Source organism: Roseibium album (assembly GCF_001404515.1).
GTDB classification, from domain to species: domain Bacteria; phylum Pseudomonadota; class Alphaproteobacteria; order Rhizobiales; family Stappiaceae; genus Roseibium; species Roseibium album.
This window is the reverse complement of sequence record NZ_CXWE01000006.1, coordinates 226,645-247,430: the sequence shown is the minus strand read 5'-3', so window position 1 is coordinate 247,430 and position 20,786 is coordinate 226,645. Positions and strand designations below refer to the sequence as shown.

Genomic DNA, 20,786 nt, shown 5'->3' with positions numbered 1-20,786 from the left:
TTGACCGCGTGTCGGAAGGTTTGTTCATAGCGTCGTCCCGGGAACGTATTGTTCTGCGTTTCTGCCATTGTCGGGAGAATGAAATCCACCGACAGACAGTCCGGCATCTCCAATGGTTTGGTGAACCGACCTTTTCCTTTTCGATACCTGCTGTCAATACGCGCCAAGAATCTTGACATAAAGTATCTTGAAATAAAGATAAAAAATGATACCTATACCTCCAGGCGAAAACGCGCTGTTGCCAAACAGATCAAAAGGACGATCAAATGTCAGCCATGGCCAGACAGGATACGCAATCGAGTTCCGGGGGTATCGGACAGGGGTACAAGTCTTCGGCAGGAGGCAGGAGCCCACTGGATAGGCCGCTTGTGCTTATGCTGATTGTCGGCTCGTTTCTCGGAGTTTCAACGGTTTTTGCCAAGGCAGCTCCCGAAATCGGTTGGCATCCCATCGCGCTGCTGCAGTGGTCGATCCTCGGTGGCGCTATCGGACTTTTTGGCGCCACCAGACTGGCCGGTTTGAAAAACGGCAGCACAAGGGTCGCAAAAGAAAAGGGGCACCAGCAACGGTTGGTGATCTACATCCTGATCACAGGCCTCTTGTTCATCTTGCCGAACATGATCGCCGTGGCGGCCGCACCCAGGGTGGGAGCCGGGTTTGTGGCACTCTGTTTTGCGTTTCCATTGGTACTGACCTACGCCTTTGCGGTTGTCCTGCGTCTTCAGCGTTTCCAGTGGATCATGGGCGCCGGCGTGTTCTTCGGTGTCGCGGGCGGAATTTTACTGGCGATTTCAGGGTCGGAATTGTCTGCAGAGGCGTCTTTCTGGTCGTTGCTGGCGCTTGCAATTCCCCTGTTTCTGGCAGCTGGAAACATATACAGAACGCTGAAATGGCCAAAAGGAGCAAAACCGGTAGATTTGGCACTCGGCATGATGGTGGTGGGTTTTCTCGTTCTGTCGGTCTTCACCGCAACTTGGGGAATACCGGTCGCGCCGGTTGCGTGGACGCCCGAAGCGGCAGGATTGCTCGCGGCGCAGACCGCCATCTTCGGACTTCAATACGGTCTTTATTTTCGGCTTCAGCAAACCGCGGGGCCGGTCTATCTCAGTCAGATAGGGTCTGTCGCAGCAGTCGTGGGCCTCGGTCTCGGGTATCTGGTGTTCAACGAAGTGCCGAATGCCGCGAAACTGGCTGCGGTGGCGGCTGTAGGCGTCGGCATTATTCTGGTCACCGTTGGGCAACGCCGGGTCTGGCAGTCCACCGACTAGCTGTTCAGTTCCAGAGCCAGGCGGCGCCTCGTACACCTGAGCTGTCGCCGTGAACGGCTTTGCGGATCGGTGTGTCGAACGTATCGGAAAAAATGTAAGGCACCATGGCGGGCGGCAGATCTTCATAGAGCTCATCGATGTTCGACATGCCGCCGCCCAGAACGAAAACATCCGGATCAAGCAGATTGGCGGACATTGCCAGTGACCGGGCGAGGCGGCTCACATAAGCCTCATAGACATGTGTTGCCACGGGGTCACCGGAACGTTTGAGCGCCATGATCTCGTGCCCCTTCAGCAAGGTTCCGGTTTTTTCCTTGTAGTCGAGCTGAAATCCCGTACCTGAACACCAGCGGTCAATAACCCCCTGGTGCCCGATCCAGCTGTCCGGCCCCGGAAACTCGTCTTCCTTGAGCCAGGGAACGGTAATCGCACCCCATTCGCCGCCGATGCCATTTGCACCCTGATGTGCTCTGGCGTCGATCGCAATCCCCGAACCGCAACCGGTCCCGATGATAACGGCATGAACGATATGCGCACCTGCGCCGGCACCATCGGTCGCCTCGGAGACGGCAAGGCAGTTGGCGTCGTTCTGGATACGCACAGGTCTGCCGATGACGTATTCAAGATCCTTGTCGAGTGGCTTGCCGTTCATCCAGGTGGAATTGGCATTCTTGACGAGGCCCGACTTTGGCGACAGTGATCCCGGAATGCCGAGGCCGAGCGTTCCGGATTGACTGGTCGCCGTCTCTGCCTCATTTACCAGATGTTTTACCGCTTCCAGGCACCCTTGGTAGTCGTCCCTGGGAGTGTCGACTCTCTGCCGGAAGAGTTCGCTGCCTTCGTTGGACAGCGCAATGATCTCGATTTTTGTTCCGCCCCAGTCAATTCCAAGCCGCATGTCGTTCCACCCGTGTCAGCAAGTCAAATACAGGTTTTGCCCTTGCTCGATTTGTCTTCTTGATTGCCGTCACATTTCAATTCTGTCCGGTCCGCAGCCGCCTCAATTTCGCTGAAGATTGCGATCTGGCCTGGGACAGAACCAACAAGATCGATCGGTCCGTTCTCTCATATTGTCCGCCGTCGTGCGGCCATGCATTGGTCCTTTGCGCCGGGCAAAAGACTGCGCGAAACGCTTCGACTGCGGATCCAGTCGCAAAAGAAAGCGCGCTTGCCGATCCGAAGACTTCGTTTTCGAGTTCCCGAGTGACACATGAAGCGGAATGTTTGCTCTGCATGAGGCTCTCGCGGTCAACAAGACAAAATGCGCGCGAAGCGCTCTCGGATCGGGCACCTTATTGGCAGAGAACCGGTTGCGATTGCAAGTAGCTGACGCGCAAAACCAACCGAAACCGTACGATCGGTTATAGGCCTGCTGATGCAGAGGCGAAAATGAAAAATACAGAGCCGGAAGTGACCGGCTCTGTATGCTGTTAGAAGGCAGGGTATTGCGGTATGCGCACCTTTACGGCCCTGGACGGTCTGGAAGCGGGATAAATTCCTCTGCATCTCCCGGAACGGTGTCAAACCGCCCTAGTTTCCAGTCTTCCTTGGCTTGCTCGATACGTTCCTTTGATGACGAGACGAAATTCCACCAGATGTATCGCTTTCCATCCATCGGTTCACCGCCGAGCACGACGAACCGCGCGGGTGAAGATGTCGTGTTCTCGATCACCAGATGGTCGCCAGGTTTGAAAACCAGCAACTGCGCGGGGTCAAAGGGCTGCCCGGCAATAGTGATCTGTCCCGATATCGTGTAAAGGCCGCGCTCTTCCCAGCCGGCATCCAGAGGAACCTTTGCACCGGGTTCGAGCGAAATATCCGCATAAAACATGTCTGATGCGGTCTGCACCGGTGCCTCATGGCCATAGAGGTTGCCGGCAATCAGTTTCACCGAGGCACCGTTATCTGCAAATTCAGGCTGCTCTTCTGCTCCATGGTGCTGGAATGAGGGATCCCCTTCCTCCAGCTGTTTCGGCAGTGCCACCCAGCTTTGCAGGCCGAACAGCGGGCGTTTTTCCTGCAGACGTACCGGGCGCTCGCGCTCGGAATGGACAATGCCCTTGCCGGCGCTCATCCAGTTCAACGCGCCCGGGGCGATTGCGATCTCGGTGCCGAGACTGTCGCGATGGTACATTTCGCCTTCAAAGAGATAAGTGACCGTGGCAAGACCGATATGCGGGTGAGGGCGCACGTCGATACCACCGCCCACCAACAGTTCAGCCGGACCCATCTGATCAAAGAAGATGAATGGACCGACCATGCGCCGTCTTGCCGAGGGCAAGGCCCGTCGAACCGAAAAGCCACCAAGGTCAGAGGTTCGCGGGACGATAATCGTGTCGATAGGGTCGCAGCTTGTTGCAACACCGGGAATTGGATCGGGACTGTTCAACCAGCTCATCGGCTTCTCCTTGCCAATCAATGCACGTCTGAAGCCTAAATTGGGTCTGCGTGGTGAATGTGTCCACTGAACAGTGCGTTTCCATCTTTTCAGACAATCGGAAGAGTGTATAACGTCGGCCCGCAATTTCCTTATCAAGGTGCTTCCATGAAACGGGTGATGATCGTCGGTGGCCCGGGGTCGGGCAAGAGCATGCTCGCTCGGCTTCTCGGCAAGCAGTCAGGCCTGCCCGTCTACCACATGGACAAGATCCATTATCGTGCGGGCTGGCTGGAGCGCACCCGGGAAGAAAAAGATCTTCTGACCCACGAAGTGCACATGAAGGATTCCTGGATATTTGAAGGTGGCCATTCCAATACATTTGAAGAGCGCGTCTCCAGGGCCGACACGTTTGTCTGGCTTGATATTCCCGTTGCCCTGAGGATATTCCGGGTGCTGAAACGATCGCTGCGGTACTACGGGCAATCGCGCCCTGATCTGGCCGAAGGATGTCCGGAACGTTTCAACTTGCAAACAATCGAGTTCTTGCACTTCATCTGGCGTACACGGCGCAGCGCGCGCGCCAGATTGATGAAGATCTATGAGAACCCTCCGCAACATCTCCGGGTTGTTCGCATTCGAACAAAGTCGGAGTTCGCTGCCTTTTTGCAAGCTCCAACTGGCCAGACTTGCTAATGGAAACACGGATTTCAAGCATCGTCAGAGAGAGTGTGATGGATCTCGACCCGTTCTATCCGATCGTTGACAGTTCAAACTGGATTGACCGACTTGTGCCGCTTGGCATCAAACTCGTCCAATTGCGCATCAAGGATGCGTCGGAAGAAACACTGCGGCGGGAGATTGCAACGTCTCAGGCAACTTGCCGGAAGTATGGTTGTCAGCTCATCGTCAACGATCACTGGTGCCTGGCGGTCGATCTTGGCTGCGACTATGTTCACCTCGGGCAGGAAGATCTCGCAGACGCAGATCTGGCTTCAATTCGGCGCGCTGGGCTGAGACTGGGCGTGTCGACCCATGACGGCGCGGAACTCGATGCCGCGCTTTCTGTCAAACCCGACTATGTGGCGCTGGGCCCGGTGTTTCCCACGAGTTCCAAGGCGCTCAGCTGGAAACCTCAGGGGCTCGAGAAAATCGAAGGCTGGAAACGGAAAATCGGCGACTTGCCGCTGGTCGCGATCGGCGGTATCACGCTTGAGCGGAGCAGGGATGTTCTGCAAAGCGGTGCAAACAGCGTCGCGATCATCAGCGATGTCACGAAAAATTCCACTCCGGATCAACGCACACTTGACTGGATCGCGGAAACGCAAGACTGGCGTTAGCGGCAAACCACAGGTTTGCAACGCATCTGATGCAGCTCTGGCCCGGTTCAAGTCACATCAGATAGTCGTCTGTATCAATGGCTTGCGCCGTAGGAACACTGTCATCAGCATCGCCGCTGGTGGAAAAGGACTTAACGAAAACATGTTTCACGACATAAGCCAGGGTTGAAGGGTCATCTTCGTCTGATGTGCTCTGGAGATTATCAGCAACATCCTGTTCCGAATTGGAAAAGTCAAAATTGAATGTTTCGTTCTTTTTGTCGTCTGAAGAAAATCCAAAAGACATAATTGCCTCCTCAAAAGTAATTTTTAGATGTAAAACTCCATGAATATGCGGAATAATTAATTCTTGTTTTTTAATACATGATTTTTTGCACTTTGATTGTGACTGCAATCACAATCAGGCGTGCGTGATCGTGCGATACCAATAGGACTTGCGCCAGAACACATGGATGAAGAATTCAATCGCTGAAAATTGTTTTATCGCGCGCGACTTGATCGCGAAGAAAATCTTGAACGGCGGCAACATGCCGTAGCGGTCGTGAACTCTCGTGTGTCACCATCCAGTATGACCGGCGCAATTTCAATTCCGGCAATACGGCCACGAGCGCCTTGTCCTCCCGCGCGATAAAATCGTGAAGTATGCCAATTCCCGCACCGCCGCGAACGGCTTCTGTCTGGCCAAGAGCTGAGGCGATTTCAAAGCGGGCAGTCCAGTCTTTGGAAAACTCTGTCCCGTAGTTCAGTTGAGGGGAATAGAGAAGATCTTCGACGTAGCCGATTAGATCGTGCGCGCTTAGATCGGATGAAGAGGCGGGAGTTCCCCTTGTTTCCAGATAGGTTCTGGACGCATAAAGTCCGAGGGCATAGTCGACCAGCTTGCCCGCGACCAGCCTTCCGGTTTCCGGTCGGTCAATCGTCACCGCGATATCGGCTTCCCGTCGCGAGAGAGAAAAGGAACGTGCTATGGGAACCAGTTGCACGGTCAAGCCAGGATGTCTCTCCGTTAGCTTGCCAAGGCGCGGGGCAAGGTAAGCCACCCCAAACCCGTCTGGGGCACCTATTCGGACCGTTCCTGCAATTTCCGGGGTGTCGCCGCCGAGGTCTGCTTCCGCGGCAACAGCTTCGGCTTCCATGCGTTCGGCCCGGTCTAAAAAGCGGCTGCCTGCTTCCGTGAGCACACAGCCCGACGTTGATCGGTCGAACAATCGGGCGCCGAGGCTTTCTTCCAATGAGGTAAGCCGCCTTGCGACGGTTGCATGGTTCAGGGCAAGGCGTTTTGCTGCTGCCAGAATCTGACCTGTTCTTGCAATGGTCAGAAAAATTCTGATGTCGTCCCAATTCATTAATTTCATGACCTTGTCTCTGCCCTGGTCAAAAAGTTGCTGGTTTCGTGGAACTGTCAGAAGCACCACATCCCGGATCCCGCACTTTTCAGGGATGACAATTCCAGGAGTGTTTGCAAGGTTATGGCAGATAGATGACATAACTATAAAAAACGCACAACAGATCCGGAAAACTGGATCTTGTATATAACAAAAATAAGAGCGAAAAACACCAGAACAAATTTTCCGGGAGATCAGCCGTCGGCTGGCTGCCTCGGGCCAGATGGGAGACATGCGATATGCAGAAAATCGGTCACTTTATTGACGGCAAGCACGTGGAAGGTACGTCTGGTCGTTTTGCCGACGTCTACAACCCGGCGACGGGAGAAATCCAGGCGCAGGTTGCGCTCGCCAGTCAGGCTGAAATGGACGCTGCGATCGCCAATGCCGCAGCGGCACAGCGCGGATGGGCTGCAACCAACCCGCAGCGTCGTGCCCGAGTCATGATGAAATTCGTCGACCTGCTCAACCGCGATATGGACAAGCTCGCGGAAGCTCTGTCCCGTGAACATGGCAAGACGCTTCCGGATGCCAAGGGAGATGTTATCCGTGGTCTGGAAGTTGCCGAATTCTGCATTGGTGCCCCACATCACCTGAAGGGTGAGTTCTCTGAAGGTGCAGGTCCCGGCATCGACATGTACTCCATGCGCCAGCCGCTCGGTGTTGTCGCCGGTATCACGCCGTTCAACTTTCCGGCCATGATACCGATGTGGAAATTCTGTCCGGCTATCGCTTGTGGCAACTCGTTCATTCTCAAGCCTTCCGAGCGCGATCCGTCCGTGCCGATCATGCTGGCGGAACTGATGATCGAAGCAGGGTTGCCGGCGGGTGTCTTGAACGTTGTCAACGGCGACAAGAGCGCGGTTGACGCTATCTGCGACGCCGAGACCATTCAGGCCGTCGGTTTCGTCGGTTCCACACCGATCGCCCAGTATGTCTATTCCCGCTCGACAGCAAACGGCAAGCGGGCACAGTGCTTCGGCGGTGCCAAGAACCACATGATCATCATGCCGGATGCCGATCTGGATCAGGCTGCCGATGCACTGGTCGGTGCTGGCTATGGTGCTGCCGGCGAGCGTTGCATGGCTGTTTCTGTTGCCGTTCCTGTCGGTGAAACGACTGCAAATGCGCTCATTGAGAAGCTGGCGCCCAAGGTTGAAGCCTTGAAAATCGGGCCGTATACCGCCGGCAATGACGTTGATTTCGGACCGCTCGTCACAAAGGAAGCACTTGGTCGTGTCAGGGGACTGGTGGACCAGGGTGTCAAGGAGGGCGCGAGCCTGGTCGTCGATGGCCGTGATTTTTCCATGCAGGGCTATGAGGACGGTTTCTTCATGGGGGGATGCCTGTTCGACAACGTCACCAGGGACATGGACATCTACAAGACCGAAATCTTCGGCCCTGTCCTGTCTGTTGTGCGTGCTGAGACTTACGAAGAAGCCCTGGATCTGCCGCTTAGCCATGAATACGGAAACGGCACTGCGATCTTCACGCGTGACGGCGACACCGCGCGCGATTTTGCTTCCCGGATCAATATCGGCATGGTCGGCATCAATGTGCCGATCCCTGTGCCGCTTGCCTATCACACCTTCGGTGGCTGGAAGAAATCCGGTTTCGGAGACCTGAACCAGCATGGTCCTGACGGTTTCAAGTTCTACACACGGACCAAGACCGTGACCTCCCGCTGGCCGTCGGGCCTGAAGGACGGTGCCGAGTTTGTCATTCCGACAATGTAGTTGGTTCCGTATCTGTTGTTGATGAAAAGGGGCGGCACACTTTGCCGCCCCTTTTTTGTCAGGCAGCAACAGCGTTTGCTTCGACAACACGGTCTGCCGTGTAGTGAGACATTGATATCAATCCATCGATTTCCGCCATGATGGCCACAAAGGCCGGGTCCTTCATGACCTTGTTAGCCGCGTCCTTGGCAGTCGTCAGATCCTTCCACAGAACAATGTCGGCGAACAGGTTCTTCTCCTCGCAGGACTCGTAGGCGGTCCAGGAGATGAAACCGTCATAGTGTTTGACGGTGTCTTGCGCTGCTCTGCGGGCAACGCGGGCTTTTTCGCTGTCTTTGACTTTGAAAATCACCACCTCAAGGCAGGGGTCACTCATCTCTTTCTCCTTGGACATTGGAGGGAATATTCCCTGTTTGCCTTCATCGCACAGGCCTCCTGACAGCATTCCGTCAGGACACTGAAAACGCGATGCGCCAAAACGTCCTCGATTTTTGACCGACGTTTTGTGGAGAAACGCCGCTCGAGAATGTAAGAGGTGTTCCTCGGATGGTTCCTTGCGCAGTGACGCAAACCATGATTGACGGGGAGACAATCCTGATCGTTGCGCAAATACGCGTCATACGGTTTGCGGTGCACTGGGGAAGGACTTGGAAAACAGCGGAAAAAGTGGCCAGGAGATCGGTGATGCCGACATCTCCGAAAAAACGGCGCTGAACTGGGCCGGGACAATTCTGGCGGTCGCCGATCTTCTCTGGATTCCGCAGGCCGGCCTCATTGCATGGCCACTTGGTCTGGTCCTTTCAGATGTAACCGTCGACAGCCAAGGCGCAAATTCAGAGCTGCCGGTTGTGCTCCTGACATGTGTCGCCGGTCTTGTCATGATCGCTCTCATTCGAGTGTATCTGCAGATACTGGCTCAGGGCCAGGCTCAACGAGCGGCTCGGCGCATTCAGAAGAAGGCACGTGGGGACCTCCTTTTTGCGGCGATAGCACGTTCACCGGCGCAGAGTTTTCCGCCTTCAGGCGCCTTTGCTGCGCATGTCACCGATCAGGTCGATCTGCTCGGTCCCTATTACCGGAACTATTGGCCACAATTTATGAGGCTGAAGCTGGTTCCGCTCGCAATTGTCCTTGTGACGGCTTGGTTCAGTTGGCTTGCAGCGTTGATCCTCGTGATCAGCGGCCCTGTCATACCGGTTTTCATGGCATTGATCGGTGCGCGCGCCAAGACTGCCAGCGCCGATCAGCAGGAGGAACTGGCACGACTAAGCGGTATGCTTCTGGACCGGATAAGAGGATTGGAGACACTTGTCCTGTTCGGCGCGGTTGGAAACTCGAGATCCGAAATCCGTGATGCCGGTGAACGCTTCAGACTCGGCACCATGCGGGTTTTGAAGGTCGCCTTCCTGTCGTCGACTGTCCTGGAGTTGTTTTCCGCTCTAGGGATTGCCTTTTCGGCAGTTTATGTCGGGTTTTCGCTGCTTGGTGATATCGAGATCGGTGTCTGGGGGAAGTCGCTCGGATACGCGCAAGGATTGTTTATCCTGTTGTTGGCGCCCGAGTTTTTTGCGCCTTTGCGATCTTTTTCCGCTGCTTACCATGACCGTGCAGCTGGGCTTGCCGCTCGTCAGAAATTGTCTGAAATGCTGGATGCCATCGATACGCCGGCTGCTGCTGTCTCCGCGGTGAGGACAGCCGTTGAGCCGCAAATGCACCAGGACAAGAAATGGCTTTTCGAAGCTCCCGGCATTTCCTTTGGCAACGTAACGATCGATCTGGCAGGTCGCAAAGTATTCGACCGGTTCAATTGTCGGATCGAGCCTGGCGAAACGCTGTTGATCACCGGCAGAAGCGGGTGCGGCAAGACGACCTTGTTGGATCTTGTTCTGGGCTTTCGAATGCCTGACTGCGGCAATGTGCTCGTTGACGGGGATGACATTTCAATGGTCGCGGACGCGTTGCGCCGGAAGGTCATGTATCTCGGGCAGGCGCCGCGGTTGTTCCATGGCAGCGTGAAGGCAAATCTGCTCAAGGCAATGCCGGATCCATCCGGGGTACAAGATGCCGACATCCAGACTGCGCTGCACCTCGCAGGCGCCCAGGATTTGGTCAGCCGGCTGCCGCGCGGCCTGGCGACGCAACTTGGTGAAGACGGTTTTGGTCTGTCGGTCGGCGAAATCAGGCGGATCGCACTGGCGCGTGCCGCGATGCGCAAGGAAGCCAGGATACTGATTGTTGATGAACCCACTGCCGGCCTAGACCCGGACACTGCTGCGGATGTGATCGAAGGCTTGAAAATTCTGTCGAAGGAACGAACGTGCCTCATCGCGACCCATGACCCGGCCGTCCTGGAAATTTCCGGGCGACACCTTGATCTGGACATTGCAAAAACGCCTGTGGCGCCGGAGAACGTGAAATGACGGCTGTCTGGCAATTCATAAAGAGCCAGCAACGCTTCAGCAGGCTCCATTTCTGGGTCGGTATTGCGGTTTCCTTGTTGCCAGTTGCTGCGGGCATTCTTCTGCTAGGTGTCTCGGGCTGGTTCATCACGGCCGCGGCGCTGGCAGGACTGAGTGGTGCCTTTCTCAATATTTTCGCACCAAGCGCAATCATTCGCGCGCTTGCCATCATCAGGACAGCCGGACGCTACGGCGAACGCGTGCTGACCCATGATGCGACGTTCAGGTTCTTGACTGACTTGCGTAACCGCCTGTTTGAGGCCTACGCGATTGAGCCGGCGAAAAAGAAGCGGTCCGGAACCGTCTTGAACCGATTGACGGCGGACATAGACGCGCTCGACTCAGTCTACCTGCGTCTCGTGGTCCCAATCGTGCTTGCCGTGATCGTGGCGACTTTCCTGTTGGTCGTTTGGGCAACGGTTTCCCGGGCGGTTTTCACTTTTGGCCTGATCTTCATCGCAGCCTGGGCAATTCTTGCGTGGCGGTCTTTTGACAATTCTGAACGCAATACCGTTCGCCGGGCGGATGCCGCCTCAGATGCCATGCGTCTGCGTGCGGCCGATCTTGCCGGGGGGAGGCGCGATATCGCCGTTTATGGCGGTCTTGGAGATGCAGCAGACCATATTCTGACAGCAGACGGCCGGTTGATGGAAGTTGAGGAAAAGCTGGAGCAACGGTCGAACCGGCTCGTCGGTTTATCGAGCCTGAACGGTCAGACTTTTCTTGCCTTTATGCTCCTTGTATGCGCCTGGGAGGTCGCGGATGGACGCCTGACGCTTGCACCCGCCGTTGGCCTTGTGCTGGTGGTCATGGCTTTGCCCGAACTGTTTTCGGCAATGCTTCCTGGCCTGGCAAATCTGCCGCGAACGGAATTGGCCGCAGAACGTTCGATAGCGGCGCGAAGGAAGAATGCGGGAACTGATGGATCAACGGCAAAACCGGAAGCGCCAAGTGAGCTGGAAGATACAACGGATGCTGTCTTACGTTTCGAATCGGTGCGCTTCAACTATCCTGGCGCGGCGCGGCCCATCCTGGATGGTCTGTCGCTGGAAATTGGGCACGGTGAGGTCGTGGCTGTTGCCGGGCGCAGCGGCTGTGGCAAGACCACGGTGGCCTCGCTCGCAGCTCGGCTTCTTGATGCCGACAAAGGCACAATCTGGCTGAACGGGACAGATATCAGGGATTTTTCCGAAAGTGACTTGCGCCGATCCGTAGCTGTTCTGAGCCAGCGGCCCTATCTTTTCAACGACACCATTGCTGCGAATTTGCGTATTGCCAATCCCGATGCCGGTGAGGCCGAGCTATGGGAAGCTCTGGAACGATCCGCCCTGGCTGAGCGAATTGCTCAGGGCGAGGAAGGACTGCAAAGCATTCTGGGCGAAGCGGGCCTCGGATTGTCCGGAGGCGAGCAACGCAGGCTTGCGTTGGCGCGAGCGTTCCTGACGCGACCAAGCCTGTACGTTCTGGACGAAATGACTGAAGGTCTGGACGAGAACACTGGGGCCGAGGTTCTGGCGCGTTTTCTTGACTTCAGGACAGATCAGGCGGTCTTGATGATTGCGCACAAGGATCGTGAACTTGATGTTGCAGACCGTGTCGTTCGTTTGAGCGGCAGTGACACGCGGCTGCCCTGAATTGTTTCGTTTTTTCAAAGGATCCTGCCGCAGTTTTCTGCGATTTTAAGTTGTCGAATACGATCTGTCGCATTGACCTTGTGGTGTGGCTGCGCCACCATCCGAAGCAGTTAGTGTATTGCTCTGAACTGGTTTTTTGACGGGAACGGAATGCGCGTCCTTGCTTGAAAGAGTGTGAGGGAAGTGGCACCGGATCGGTTCAGAGGTCCGCCTGACCTTGAGCTCAAGCCGCCGGCTTGAAGAGGGGGAATACAATGGAACTAAGCGTCGTCGATCTGTCACGGCTGCAATTCGCCATGACCGCGCTCTACCACTTTCTGTTCGTACCCTTGACCATTGGGTTGTCCATTCTGCTCGCGACTATGGAAACGGTCTATGTGATGACCGGCCGCGAGATCTGGAAGCGCATGGTCAAATTCTGGGGCACGCTCTTCGGAATCAATTTTGTTCTCGGCGTCGCAACCGGGCTGACAATGGAATTTCAGTTCGGTATGAACTGGGCCTATTTCAGCCAGTATGTCGGGGACGTTTTCGGAGCTCCGCTTGCGATTGAAGGGCTGATGGCCTTCTTTATGGAAGCAACCTTTGTCGGCCTTTTCTTCTTCGGTTGGGACAAGCTTTCCAGGCGGCAGCACCTTGCAGCGACCTGGGCCGTGGCAATTGGAACGAATTTTTCAGCGCTCTGGATCCTGATCGCAAACGGCTGGATGCAGAACCCGATCGGTGCCGAATTCAATCCCGACACCATGCGCATGGAAGTCAGCAGCTTCTTTGACGTGCTTTTCAACCCGGTTGCCCAAGCCAAGTTCGTTCACACGGTATCGGCAGGTTACGTGACGGCTGCCCTTTTCATGCTGGGTATATCCGCCTGGTACATGCTGCAGGGCAGGCATCTGCAGATCGCCAAGCGCTCCATGACAATTGCCTCGGCATTCGGTTTTGCTTCAGCGCTTTCAGTCGTCGTCCTCGGTGATGAAAGCGGCTATGAGGCCAATCTGAACCAGAAGATGAAGCTCGCGACAATAGAGGCCATGTGGCATACCGAGCCGGCTCCAGCGGCCTTCAACGTTGTTGCATGGCCCGATATGGAAAATCGCGAGAATATTTTCGCGATCGAGGTGCCGTATGTCATGGGACTTATTGCAACACGGTCGCTCGATACGATCATTCCCGGTATCCACGAGCTGGTTGACCGGTCCAAGGACAGGATCCGCCAGGGCGCGGTCGCCTGGGACGCGCTGCAGAAAATCAGAGAAAATCCCGACACAGTGTCTGAAGAGGTCCGTGAGACGTTTCGATATAACGCCAATTCACTCGGGTATGCCTATCTGCTTCTTCCCTATACCGACAACCCGATGGAAGCGACCACCGAGCAGATTGACGAGGCTGCATGGTCGACCGTTCCGAACGTCTTTCCGATGTTCTATGCCTTTCGCATCATGGTCGCTTGCGGATTCTTCTTCATCCTGTTGACATCGGTCTTCTTCTACTACTCTTCGGCCGGAAAACTCGATGTCCTGAGGGAAAAGCGACGCTGGCTCCTGCATGTTGCCGTCTGGTCGATACCGCTTCCCTGGGTTGCTTGCGAGATGGGCTGGTTTGTTGCCGAATACGGTCGCCAGCCGTGGATCATCGAAAGCATGTTGCCGACGTCGGCGGCAGTTTCAAGTCTGTCCGTGGTGGAAGTTCTCCTCACGCTGGCCGGGTTTGTTCTCTTGTACAGCACGCTTCTGGTGATCGAGGTCACGTTGATGTTCAAGTACATAAGGATCGGCCCTGACGATGGTGAAGAGCCAGAAGTGCCGCCGGCATCAATACGCCCCGTATCCGGCACAGTCCCAGTTCCTGCGGAGTAAAGCGCGATGATCCTTTATGAATTGATCGACTACTCGACGCTGAAAGTCATCTGGTGGGTGCTGCTCGGTGTGCTTCTGATTGCATTCGCCGTAACCGATGGTTTCGACATGGGAGTAGGGGCCTTGCTGCCCTTCATTGCCGAGACGGATATCGAACGAAGGGTGGTGATCAACACGATCGGAGCGACCTGGGAGGGAAACCAGGTCTGGTTCATACTCGGTGGCGGAGCCATCTTCGCCGCTTGGCCACCTCTCTATGCGATCAGTTTTTCCGGTTTTTACCTTGCAATGTTCGTGGTGCTTGCCGCCATGATCCTGCGACCGGTCGCATTCAAATACCGGTCGAAGAAACCCGACCCCTCCTGGCGCAGCAGCTGGGACTGGGCACTCTTCATCGGCTCTTTCGTGCCTGCGCTCGTCTTCGGAGTTGCCGTCGGCAACGTGATGCTTGGTGTACCGTACTCGCTCGACAATGATTTGCGGATGACCTACGAGGGCTCGTTCTTCGGGCTGTTCTCGCCATTCCCGCTTCTGTGCGGCTTGTTGTCTGTCAGCATGCTGGTTATGCACGGAGCCGTCTGGCTTGTCATGCGGGCATCGGGTGAGATTGCGCGGCGAGCCCGCAGATACGGAACGATGGCGGCGCTTTTTGCAATTATCCTCTTCGCGCTCGGCGGATATCTGGTGGCAAGCGGATATGTCGACGGTTTCAGGATTACGTCCGAAGTTGACCCCAACATGCAGGCCAATCCGCTCGCCAAACAGGCTGTTATCGAAGATGGAGCCTGGATGACCAACTATGCGACATATCCCTGGTTGTGGCTCGTTCCCGGTCTGGGATTTCTCGGCTTGATCGGAACGCTGGTATTGCTTCAGACCCGTCTCGAAATGCTCATTTTCGTGTTCTCGAAATGGGCAATCGTCGGGATCATTGCGACGGTGGGCATTTCTATGTTTCCGTTCATTCTACCGTCTTCGGTACAGCCCGAAGCGAGCCTGACCGTCTGGGATGCGTCTTCGACGCACAGGACGCTGTTCAACATGCTGGTCGCAACATTGATCTTCCTGCCCATCATCCTTGTCTACACGGCATGGGTCTACAAGGTGCTCTGGGGCAAGGTCGACGAAGAAACGATCGAGCGCGACAATCACACGGCTTATTGAGGAGACAATCGCATGTGGTATTTTGCCTGGATCCTTGGAATGCCGCTGGCCTGCTGTCTGGCAATCCTGAATGCCATGTGGCTTGAACTCAGGTCAGATGACGAACGGCATGAACGGGAACGCCGTCAGCGTCTCTGAGTCCGGTCAAACTGGCCGGACCATGTGTCCGGCCGTTTCCATTCCGGCTCAGTTTATCGCGACCGTGTAGCGGACAATCCGGTTGTTGTCGCTGTCGGAGAAATAGTACTCGTTGCCCCGGATTGCGACGCCCTCCGGGTCATCGAATTGGTTCGCTCCCTTGCCAGGGCGACCTGTTCCGAGCACGCCGATTAGGACGGCTCCACCCTCGGCGTCCGGATCGATCATCAAGATGCGATGAGCGTCCTGATCTGCAACGACAAGCCTGCCGAAAGTATCGACATCGAGATACCTTGGTCCGTAAAACCCGAATTCCGGACCATCGACAGTCTGTAGTTTTTCCAGTTCAGGGGAATAACGAACAAGGCGGCGGTTGAAATTATCGGCGACCCAGACAGATCCGTCCGGTCCTTCGGCCACGTCGTGCGCTCCCGGGTGCGAGCCCGCAGTGGCAACAGCTTCGCCGTTTTCATAGGCGATCAACAGTCCGGTTCCCCCGGCCATGGCATAAATGCGGCCATTGCTGTGGGCAAGTGCGCCTTCGGTACGCGGTGCTGCCAGAACAGCGGTCGGTGCAATATCCAGCGTTTCCAGTCCGCTGTAGACAAAAACGCCGCCCGCTCCCGTCACCGCGACCGCGATACGTCCGTCAGGACCGAAGGAAACATCGTGAACACCGGGCAGTTTTCCCGAACTGTAACTTTCTACCAGCTCGAGTGAATCAGGATCGAGCACGGCGATCCGGTGGCCAAATTTGTCTGCAACGTAGAGACGGCCATCCGGGCCGAAGGCAAGATCGTGCGGGTCGTTCAATTCTTCTGGTCCGGCCTTGTCGAAAGAGGCGAAGGGAGCTGGAGATTCTTGCCCTATAGCCGGGACCAAAAAAACGAAAGACGAAACGATGGCCGCCATCCCGACACACTTGCGCATTTGCAGTCTCCTCCATAACTACAAATGAAATAGGCGGCGCGATCGTCAAGACCAGAGGAAAAGAGACGCAAAAAAACCCTGGCGATTGGCCAGGGTTCTTCAGGCATCGGCATGATGTGCTCGGCCTACGCGGCTTCAATCTTGGCTGCTCTGAGCTGTTCCAGGATATTCTGCGGAGAAGAGACACCGTAAGGGTCGGTATTGCAATTGTCGGAGAAGCCGTCTTCTTCGAACCACTGCTCGACAACGCAGTTATCAACGACAGCGCCATAACGCCAGGACCGCATTCCGAAGCCGAGATTGTCCTTGGCGACAAGCATGCCCATCTTGCGTGTGAATTCGCCGGACCCGTCCGGAATCACCTTTGTGTTCTCAACACCTTGTGCCTTGGCCCACGCATTCATGACAAAAGCGTCGTTGACGGAAATGCAGTAGATCTCATCGATGCCCTCTGCCTGGAACTCACCATGGAGTTTTTCAAAATTCGGCAGCTGGAATGTAGAGCAGGTCGGGGTAAAGGCACCTGGAAGAGAAAACAGCACAACTCTCTTGTCGCTGAAATAGTCGTCACTGGTTTTGTCTTCCCAGCGGAACGGATTTGGTCCCTCGATTGAATCGTCACGGACGCGGGTGCGAAAGGTAACGAAGGGAATTTTCTTGCCGAGCATGGTTGAACTCCGAATGTATCAATATCTTCAGGGCGACGGGATTTCATGACGGATACTGTGTTGAATTCCGGAACGGGTAATACGCCCGCCGGGTGCAGAGCACCAAGCATCCGGTAGAAATCGCGTATCGAAGTTGCTGCATCGCCGCAAGGTGAATTTTTAACGTGAAATGAGTTAAATCCACACACCAGATTGAGGGTGTCGACTTTGTAATATATTGAAAAAATACAATAATTTCCATAATCGACAATAAGCGAGCAATCACATGGCGCCTGAGAGTCGCTTCGGAATGAGGCTTCATGCCGCACTGCACGGTCGGCATCAGAAGGCGGTGTATCAACGATTTGATTTCGATTTGCAGATCACGCTACCCGCACGGATCAAATCGCGAATGTTCGCTTAGGAAGTTCATCAGATGTCTGTATACAATTGCAGGATTGCTCCCTAGATTGATGCCGCCTCAAAAGGGCGATTCTGTATGGAAATCTGCAAGTGGCAGGATTTGAGTTTTGATGCGTGCTGTGTTTTCAGGTGTGCGCCGGATTTGCATGGTTCTTGCCGTGATCGTCTTTCTTGGACAATTGTCCATGGTTCTCATGCGCTACCTGCTGGGATATGGCTTTCTTGAAATCCAGGATGCGGTCAATTATGCGTTTGCGGCTCTTGTCGCGTTGTCCGTGGCGGTGACTTTCAGCGCCGACAAACACGTGCGCGTCGATATCTTCCGTCAGAAACTGGGCGGGAATGCCAATCGGTGGATCGATTGGCTGGGAGACCTTTTCCTGGCACTGCCCGTATTTTCAATCATGATGTGGATGGCTTACCCGTTGGTGCGAAGTTCGTGGGTGATCCTTGAAGGTTCGCCGGAAACCGGCGGGTTACCGGGCCTCTTTCTGGTCAAGACTTGTCTGCTTGTTCTGCCGACCCTGATAGTGCTTCTGACGCTCGTCAGGGTCATTGGTTTCTTTCGGCGGAATGCTTCATGAGCGCTGATATATTCTGGCTGTTGTTGATGACCGTGGCTGTCTTCTGCTGCATCTTGTCCGGTGTTCCCGTCTTGCTCGCAATCGCCGGTGCCTCGACACTGATCGCTCTATTGGCGGCGATGGTGGGGGACTTCGACCTGGTGTTTTTCCAGGCGGTACCGCAACGGGTCTTCGGCATCATGTCGAACCCGCTTTTGCTGGCGGTGCCCTTGTTCGTGTTCATGGGTCTGCTTCTGGAAAAATCGCAGCAGGCGGAGCGGATGCTCAAAAGCCTTTCGACGGCACTGGGTGGAAACCAGTCGGCGCTCGGACTGTCCGTTGTGCTTGTAAGCGCGCTGATCGCAGCCTCGACCGGGATCATCGGTGCAACCATCGTCATGCTCGGAACCATCATGCTGCCGGCGCTTCTCAAGGCAGGTATCAACAAACACATGAGCAGCGGGCTGATCTGTGCCAGCGGAACCCTTGGACAGATTATCCCTCCTTCTATCGTTTTGATCTTGTTGGGGGACCAGGTCTCGAATGCCTATTTCGAGGCGCAACAGGAGGCGGGGAACTTCGCACCGGACCCTGTCACGGTTGGCGACCTGTTCGCCGGCGCATTGCTTCCGGGTCTCCTGCTGGTCGCGCTTTATGCCGGTTATGTCCTCTTCAGGCTGCGGCGATCGGACAGCCAACCGGACAACGCAATTGATCAGTCCCGGATCACTTTCCGGGAGCTGACCTGGAGCATTGCTCCAACGCTGGGGCTGATCATTGCCGTGCTTGGAAGTATTCTCGTCGGCATTGCCACGCCGACGGAAGCTGCCAGCGTCGGTGTTGCCGGTGCACTGTTGATCTCGGTTGGCGGGCAGGGGGGCACTGTCGGCCGGGTGGCCCTTGCATGTGCCCTGCTGGCCTTGTGTCTTTTGTTCCTGCGCCAGTCCGGCATTCTGGGGTTGGTATTCGAAGCGGGAAAGATCAGCTGGACGGTCAAGTCGATCTATTCGGTTGCCCTGACAGCGATCGTACTTGGACTGCTCCTCACCATTTCCACTTCGCTTGTAAAAAACGGCGTGCTGCTGGCAGCGCTGCGTGAGACCGTGACCATAACCGGCATGATCTTCGGCATAGTGATCGCGGCGAGTATTTTGTCCCTGGTTTTCAGGGGGTTTGACGGCGACGAACATGTGGCCGAATTGCTGCAATCACTGCCGGGTGGCGCTTACGGCATGTTGTTGCTGACAATGCTGGTGATCTTTTTGCTTGGTTTCATTCTCGAATTCGTGGAAATCATATTCATTGTCGTGCCGATCGTCGGTCCGATCATCCTGCAGACAGATATCAGCCCCGTCTGGTTCGCCGTGCTGATTGCGCTTAACCTGCAGACATCATTCCTGACGCCACCATTCGGCTTCGCGCTGTTCTACTTCCGGTCCGTTGCGCCGGAAGACATTCGAACGTCGCAGATCTATGTCGCCGTGATACCGTTCGTGGCGATCCAGTTGCTGGCACTTGGCCTCGTTGCCGTCTTTCCGGCGCTCGCGACCTGGCTGCCCGGAGTTTTGTTTTGATCAGAGGAGATTTGACATGAAAAGACGGGATTTTCTGAGAGCAGGGGCGGTCGCCGCACCTGCAACGCTTCTGGCAGCGCCTGCCATTGCCCAGGGCAAGGTGGAATGGAAGCTGCCGACATCCTTTCCAGCCAAGGCGCCCGGTGTCGGTACCAACGTAACGTCGTTTGCCAACCGCGTCGCGGCCATGTCCGACGGTCAACTGACCCTCAAGGTGTTTTCCGGAGGCGAACTGGTCCCGCCCTTCGGGGTCGAGGATGCCGTCGAACAGGGCACAGCCGAGATCGGTCATTCGACGCCCTATTATGCAGCTTCCAAGAACTCCGCATTGCACTTCTTTTCAGCCGTTCCCTTCGGTATGACCGCAGTGGAAACAACCGCCTGGCTCCGCTATGGCGGTGGGCAGGAGCTTTGGGACGGGATCTATGCCGAACGCGGTCTGAAACCCTTCTATTCCGGCAATTCCGGCGTCCAGGCCGCCGGATGGTTCAAGACGCCTATCGAAAGCCTTGATGATCTGGCTGGTCTTAACATGCGGATCGCAGGTCTCGGTGGAGAAGCCATGCGCAAGCTGGGCGTCAATGCCGTTTTGCTGCCGCCTCCGGAAATATTTCCGGCGTTCCAGTCCGGTGCGATCGATGCCGCCGAATGGGTCGGGCCAATGCTGGACATGGCTTTTGGCCTCCAGAAAGTTGCCAAATACTGCTACGTCCCGGCCTTCCACGAACCATCCGCAGCGCTGGAAATCGTCGTCAACAAGGACGCCTTTGACGGCCTGCCGACGCATCTCCAGGCGGTCATCGCCAATGCAGCTGAAGCGACGTCTGTCGAAACGACGGCACAATTCGACTATTTCAATGCAGTCGCCATGCAGAAGCTGAAGTCGGAGGGCGTGACTTTCGGTGCGTTCCCCGAAGATGTGATAGCGGCACTGAAGAAAGCAGTCAGCGAAGTCATGGCTGAAAATGCTTCCGCCAATCCAAAATTCGCCGAAGTCCAGAAGAGCTACGATGCATTTCTGGATCTTGCAAAAGACTATGCCATCGAAGTGAAAGCGGCCACCTTCACACAACGGGTCTGACAAATCAGGTTTCGGCGGCATGCCATTCATGTCCGCCGGAACCGCCATTCAGCCCGATCCTTCCGGGTGATGTGATGCCGGCAATGCCCTGGGTTCCAGGACGAACCGGGCGATCAGAGTTGGCCAATGACCGTGTTCTTGATGTCGGTTTAGGATTGCCTGGCTGCAGTTTTACCCTGGTTGCCTCCTGCCGCTGTTGCATCCGGCCGGG

At 55.7% G+C, this 20,786-nt stretch carries 19 protein-coding genes; 12 read left to right on the top strand and 7 right to left on the bottom strand.

The annotated features are described in order from the left end of the window. The first annotated feature begins 266 nt into the window (after positions 1-266). Positions 267-1,268 (top strand): DMT family transporter, encoded by a 1,002-nt coding sequence (locus LA5095_RS20885; protein WP_208992794.1) that lies wholly within the window; start codon positions 267-269, stop codon positions 1,266-1,268. Positions 1,269-1,272: 4 nt separating this feature from the next. Here LA5095_RS20885 and LA5095_RS20880 read toward each other — a convergent pair whose 3' ends face one another. Together LA5095_RS20880 and LA5095_RS20870 are read right to left on the bottom strand one after the other, a co-directional pair. Next, entirely contained in the window at positions 1,273-2,166 is an 894-nt protein-coding gene (locus LA5095_RS20880) for an ROK family protein (protein WP_055118436.1), read from the bottom strand. A gap of 564 nt (positions 2,167-2,730) precedes the next feature. Continuing rightward, on the bottom strand, positions 2,731-3,666 hold the full coding sequence (locus LA5095_RS20870) for a pirin family protein (RefSeq protein WP_055119001.1): 936 nt from the start codon (positions 3,664-3,666) through the stop codon (positions 2,731-2,733). A 147-nt stretch (positions 3,667-3,813) separates the two neighbouring features. Between LA5095_RS20870 and LA5095_RS20865 the strand changes: the two genes are divergently transcribed. Both LA5095_RS20865 and LA5095_RS20860 read left to right on the top strand, forming a co-directional pair. Further along, positions 3,814-4,341 (top strand): P-loop NTPase family protein, encoded by a 528-nt coding sequence (locus LA5095_RS20865; protein WP_055118432.1) that lies wholly within the window; start codon positions 3,814-3,816, stop codon positions 4,339-4,341. 38 nt (positions 4,342-4,379) lie between these two features. Continuing rightward, the gene (locus tag LA5095_RS20860) at positions 4,380-4,985 is read left to right on the top strand and encodes a thiamine phosphate synthase (protein WP_055118999.1); all 606 of its coding nucleotides are present in this window, start codon (positions 4,380-4,382) and stop codon (positions 4,983-4,985) included. Between the two features lie 52 nt (positions 4,986-5,037). On the opposite strand, the gene LA5095_RS20855 is transcribed toward LA5095_RS20860, so the two are convergent. Then, complete coding sequence (locus LA5095_RS20855) at positions 5,038-5,271, bottom strand: DUF1871 family protein (RefSeq protein ID WP_055118431.1); 234 nt, start codon at positions 5,269-5,271, stop codon at positions 5,038-5,040. Between the two features lie 175 nt (positions 5,272-5,446). Beyond that, positions 5,447-6,331, bottom strand: a complete 885-nt coding sequence (locus LA5095_RS20850) for a LysR family transcriptional regulator (RefSeq protein ID WP_055118997.1) — start codon at positions 6,329-6,331, stop codon at positions 5,447-5,449. 278 nt (positions 6,332-6,609) lie between these two features. Here LA5095_RS20850 and LA5095_RS20845 point away from each other — a divergent pair, with 278 nt between their 5' ends. Next, on the top strand, positions 6,610-8,106 hold the full coding sequence (locus tag LA5095_RS20845) for a CoA-acylating methylmalonate-semialdehyde dehydrogenase (RefSeq protein WP_055118429.1): 1,497 nt from the start codon (positions 6,610-6,612) through the stop codon (positions 8,104-8,106). A 58-nt stretch (positions 8,107-8,164) separates the two neighbouring features. Here LA5095_RS20845 and LA5095_RS20840 read toward each other — a convergent pair whose 3' ends face one another. After that, complete coding sequence (locus LA5095_RS20840; RefSeq protein ID WP_055118994.1) at positions 8,165-8,482, bottom strand: hypothetical protein; 318 nt, start codon at positions 8,480-8,482, stop codon at positions 8,165-8,167. Positions 8,483-8,753: 271 nt separating this feature from the next. Between LA5095_RS20840 and cydD the strand changes: the two genes are divergently transcribed. The 5 genes from cydD to cydX all read left to right on the top strand — a co-directional run bounded on the left by cydD (position 8,754) and on the right by cydX (position 15,357). Continuing rightward, a complete protein-coding gene (gene cydD / locus LA5095_RS20835; protein WP_055118427.1) occupies positions 8,754-10,526 on the top strand; it encodes a thiol reductant ABC exporter subunit CydD in 1,773 nt (590 codons plus the stop codon). Further along, positions 10,523-12,199 (top strand): thiol reductant ABC exporter subunit CydC, encoded by a 1,677-nt coding sequence (gene cydC, locus LA5095_RS20830; RefSeq protein ID WP_055118425.1) that lies wholly within the window; start codon positions 10,523-10,525, stop codon positions 12,197-12,199. Before cydD ends, cydC begins: the two co-directional genes overlap by 4 nt. Positions 12,200-12,453: 254 nt before the next feature. Beyond that, a complete protein-coding gene (locus LA5095_RS20825; RefSeq protein ID WP_055118423.1) occupies positions 12,454-14,055 on the top strand; it encodes a cytochrome ubiquinol oxidase subunit I in 1,602 nt (533 codons plus the stop codon). 6 nt (positions 14,056-14,061) lie between these two features. After that, on the top strand, positions 14,062-15,219 hold the full coding sequence (gene cydB, locus LA5095_RS20820) for a cytochrome d ubiquinol oxidase subunit II (protein WP_055118421.1): 1,158 nt from the start codon (positions 14,062-14,064) through the stop codon (positions 15,217-15,219). A 12-nt stretch (positions 15,220-15,231) separates the two neighbouring features. After that, positions 15,232-15,357 carry a cytochrome bd-I oxidase subunit CydX gene (cydX, locus tag LA5095_RS32115; protein ID WP_082442831.1) on the top strand — a complete coding sequence of 42 codons (126 nt, stop codon included), beginning with the start codon at positions 15,232-15,234 and terminating at the stop codon, positions 15,355-15,357. A 48-nt stretch (positions 15,358-15,405) separates the two neighbouring features. Here cydX and LA5095_RS20815 read toward each other — a convergent pair whose 3' ends face one another. Both LA5095_RS20815 and LA5095_RS20810 read right to left on the bottom strand, forming a co-directional pair. Continuing rightward, entirely contained in the window at positions 15,406-16,287 is an 882-nt protein-coding gene (locus LA5095_RS20815) for a Vgb family protein (RefSeq protein ID WP_055118419.1), read from the bottom strand. Positions 16,288-16,412: 125 nt separating this feature from the next. After that, on the bottom strand, positions 16,413-16,955 hold the full coding sequence (locus tag LA5095_RS20810) for a peroxiredoxin (RefSeq protein ID WP_055118418.1): 543 nt from the start codon (positions 16,953-16,955) through the stop codon (positions 16,413-16,415). Between the two features lie 512 nt (positions 16,956-17,467). Between LA5095_RS20810 and LA5095_RS20805 the strand changes: the two genes are divergently transcribed. From LA5095_RS20805 to LA5095_RS20795, 3 genes are read left to right on the top strand one after another with little or no spacing between them, the layout of a single operon-like run. Then, positions 17,468-17,941, top strand: coding sequence for a TRAP transporter small permease subunit (locus LA5095_RS20805; RefSeq protein WP_208992792.1), 474 nt, complete (start codon positions 17,468-17,470; stop codon positions 17,939-17,941). Further along, entirely contained in the window at positions 17,938-19,494 is a 1,557-nt protein-coding gene (locus LA5095_RS20800) for a TRAP transporter large permease (RefSeq protein ID WP_055118415.1), read from the top strand. Before LA5095_RS20805 ends, LA5095_RS20800 begins: the two co-directional genes overlap by 4 nt. Positions 19,495-19,510: 16 nt before the next feature. Beyond that, positions 19,511-20,575, top strand: a complete 1,065-nt coding sequence (locus LA5095_RS20795; RefSeq protein ID WP_055118413.1) for a TRAP transporter substrate-binding protein — start codon at positions 19,511-19,513, stop codon at positions 20,573-20,575. Positions 20,576-20,786 lie beyond the last annotated feature (211 nt).

Coding starts and splice junctions, on each gene's coding strand:
- LA5095_RS20885 (WP_208992794.1), top strand. CDS start 267: ATGTCAGCCATGGCCAGACAGGATACGCAATCGAGTTCCGGGGGTATC.
- LA5095_RS20880 (WP_055118436.1), bottom strand. CDS start 2,166: ATGCGGCTTGGAATTGACTGGGGCGGAACAAAAATCGAGATCATTGCG.
- LA5095_RS20870 (WP_055119001.1), bottom strand. CDS start 3,666: ATGAGCTGGTTGAACAGTCCCGATCCAATTCCCGGTGTTGCAACAAGC.
- LA5095_RS20865 (WP_055118432.1), top strand. CDS start 3,814: ATGAAACGGGTGATGATCGTCGGTGGCCCGGGGTCGGGCAAGAGCATG.
- LA5095_RS20860 (WP_055118999.1), top strand. CDS start 4,380: ATGGATCTCGACCCGTTCTATCCGATCGTTGACAGTTCAAACTGGATT.
- LA5095_RS20855 (WP_055118431.1), bottom strand. CDS start 5,271: ATGTCTTTTGGATTTTCTTCAGACGACAAAAAGAACGAAACATTCAAT.
- LA5095_RS20850 (WP_055118997.1), bottom strand. CDS start 6,331: ATGAATTGGGACGACATCAGAATTTTTCTGACCATTGCAAGAACAGGT.
- LA5095_RS20845 (WP_055118429.1), top strand. CDS start 6,610: ATGCAGAAAATCGGTCACTTTATTGACGGCAAGCACGTGGAAGGTACG.
- LA5095_RS20840 (WP_055118994.1), bottom strand. CDS start 8,482: ATGAGTGACCCCTGCCTTGAGGTGGTGATTTTCAAAGTCAAAGACAGC.
- cydC (WP_055118425.1), top strand. CDS start 10,523: ATGACGGCTGTCTGGCAATTCATAAAGAGCCAGCAACGCTTCAGCAGG.
- LA5095_RS20825 (WP_055118423.1), top strand. CDS start 12,454: ATGGAACTAAGCGTCGTCGATCTGTCACGGCTGCAATTCGCCATGACC.
- cydB (WP_055118421.1), top strand. CDS start 14,062: ATGATCCTTTATGAATTGATCGACTACTCGACGCTGAAAGTCATCTGG.
- cydX (WP_082442831.1), top strand. CDS start 15,232: ATGTGGTATTTTGCCTGGATCCTTGGAATGCCGCTGGCCTGCTGTCTG.
- LA5095_RS20815 (WP_055118419.1), bottom strand. CDS start 16,287: ATGCGCAAGTGTGTCGGGATGGCGGCCATCGTTTCGTCTTTCGTTTTT.
- LA5095_RS20810 (WP_055118418.1), bottom strand. CDS start 16,955: ATGCTCGGCAAGAAAATTCCCTTCGTTACCTTTCGCACCCGCGTCCGT.
- LA5095_RS20805 (WP_208992792.1), top strand. CDS start 17,468: ATGCGTGCTGTGTTTTCAGGTGTGCGCCGGATTTGCATGGTTCTTGCC.
- LA5095_RS20800 (WP_055118415.1), top strand. CDS start 17,938: ATGAGCGCTGATATATTCTGGCTGTTGTTGATGACCGTGGCTGTCTTC.
- LA5095_RS20795 (WP_055118413.1), top strand. CDS start 19,511: ATGAAAAGACGGGATTTTCTGAGAGCAGGGGCGGTCGCCGCACCTGCA.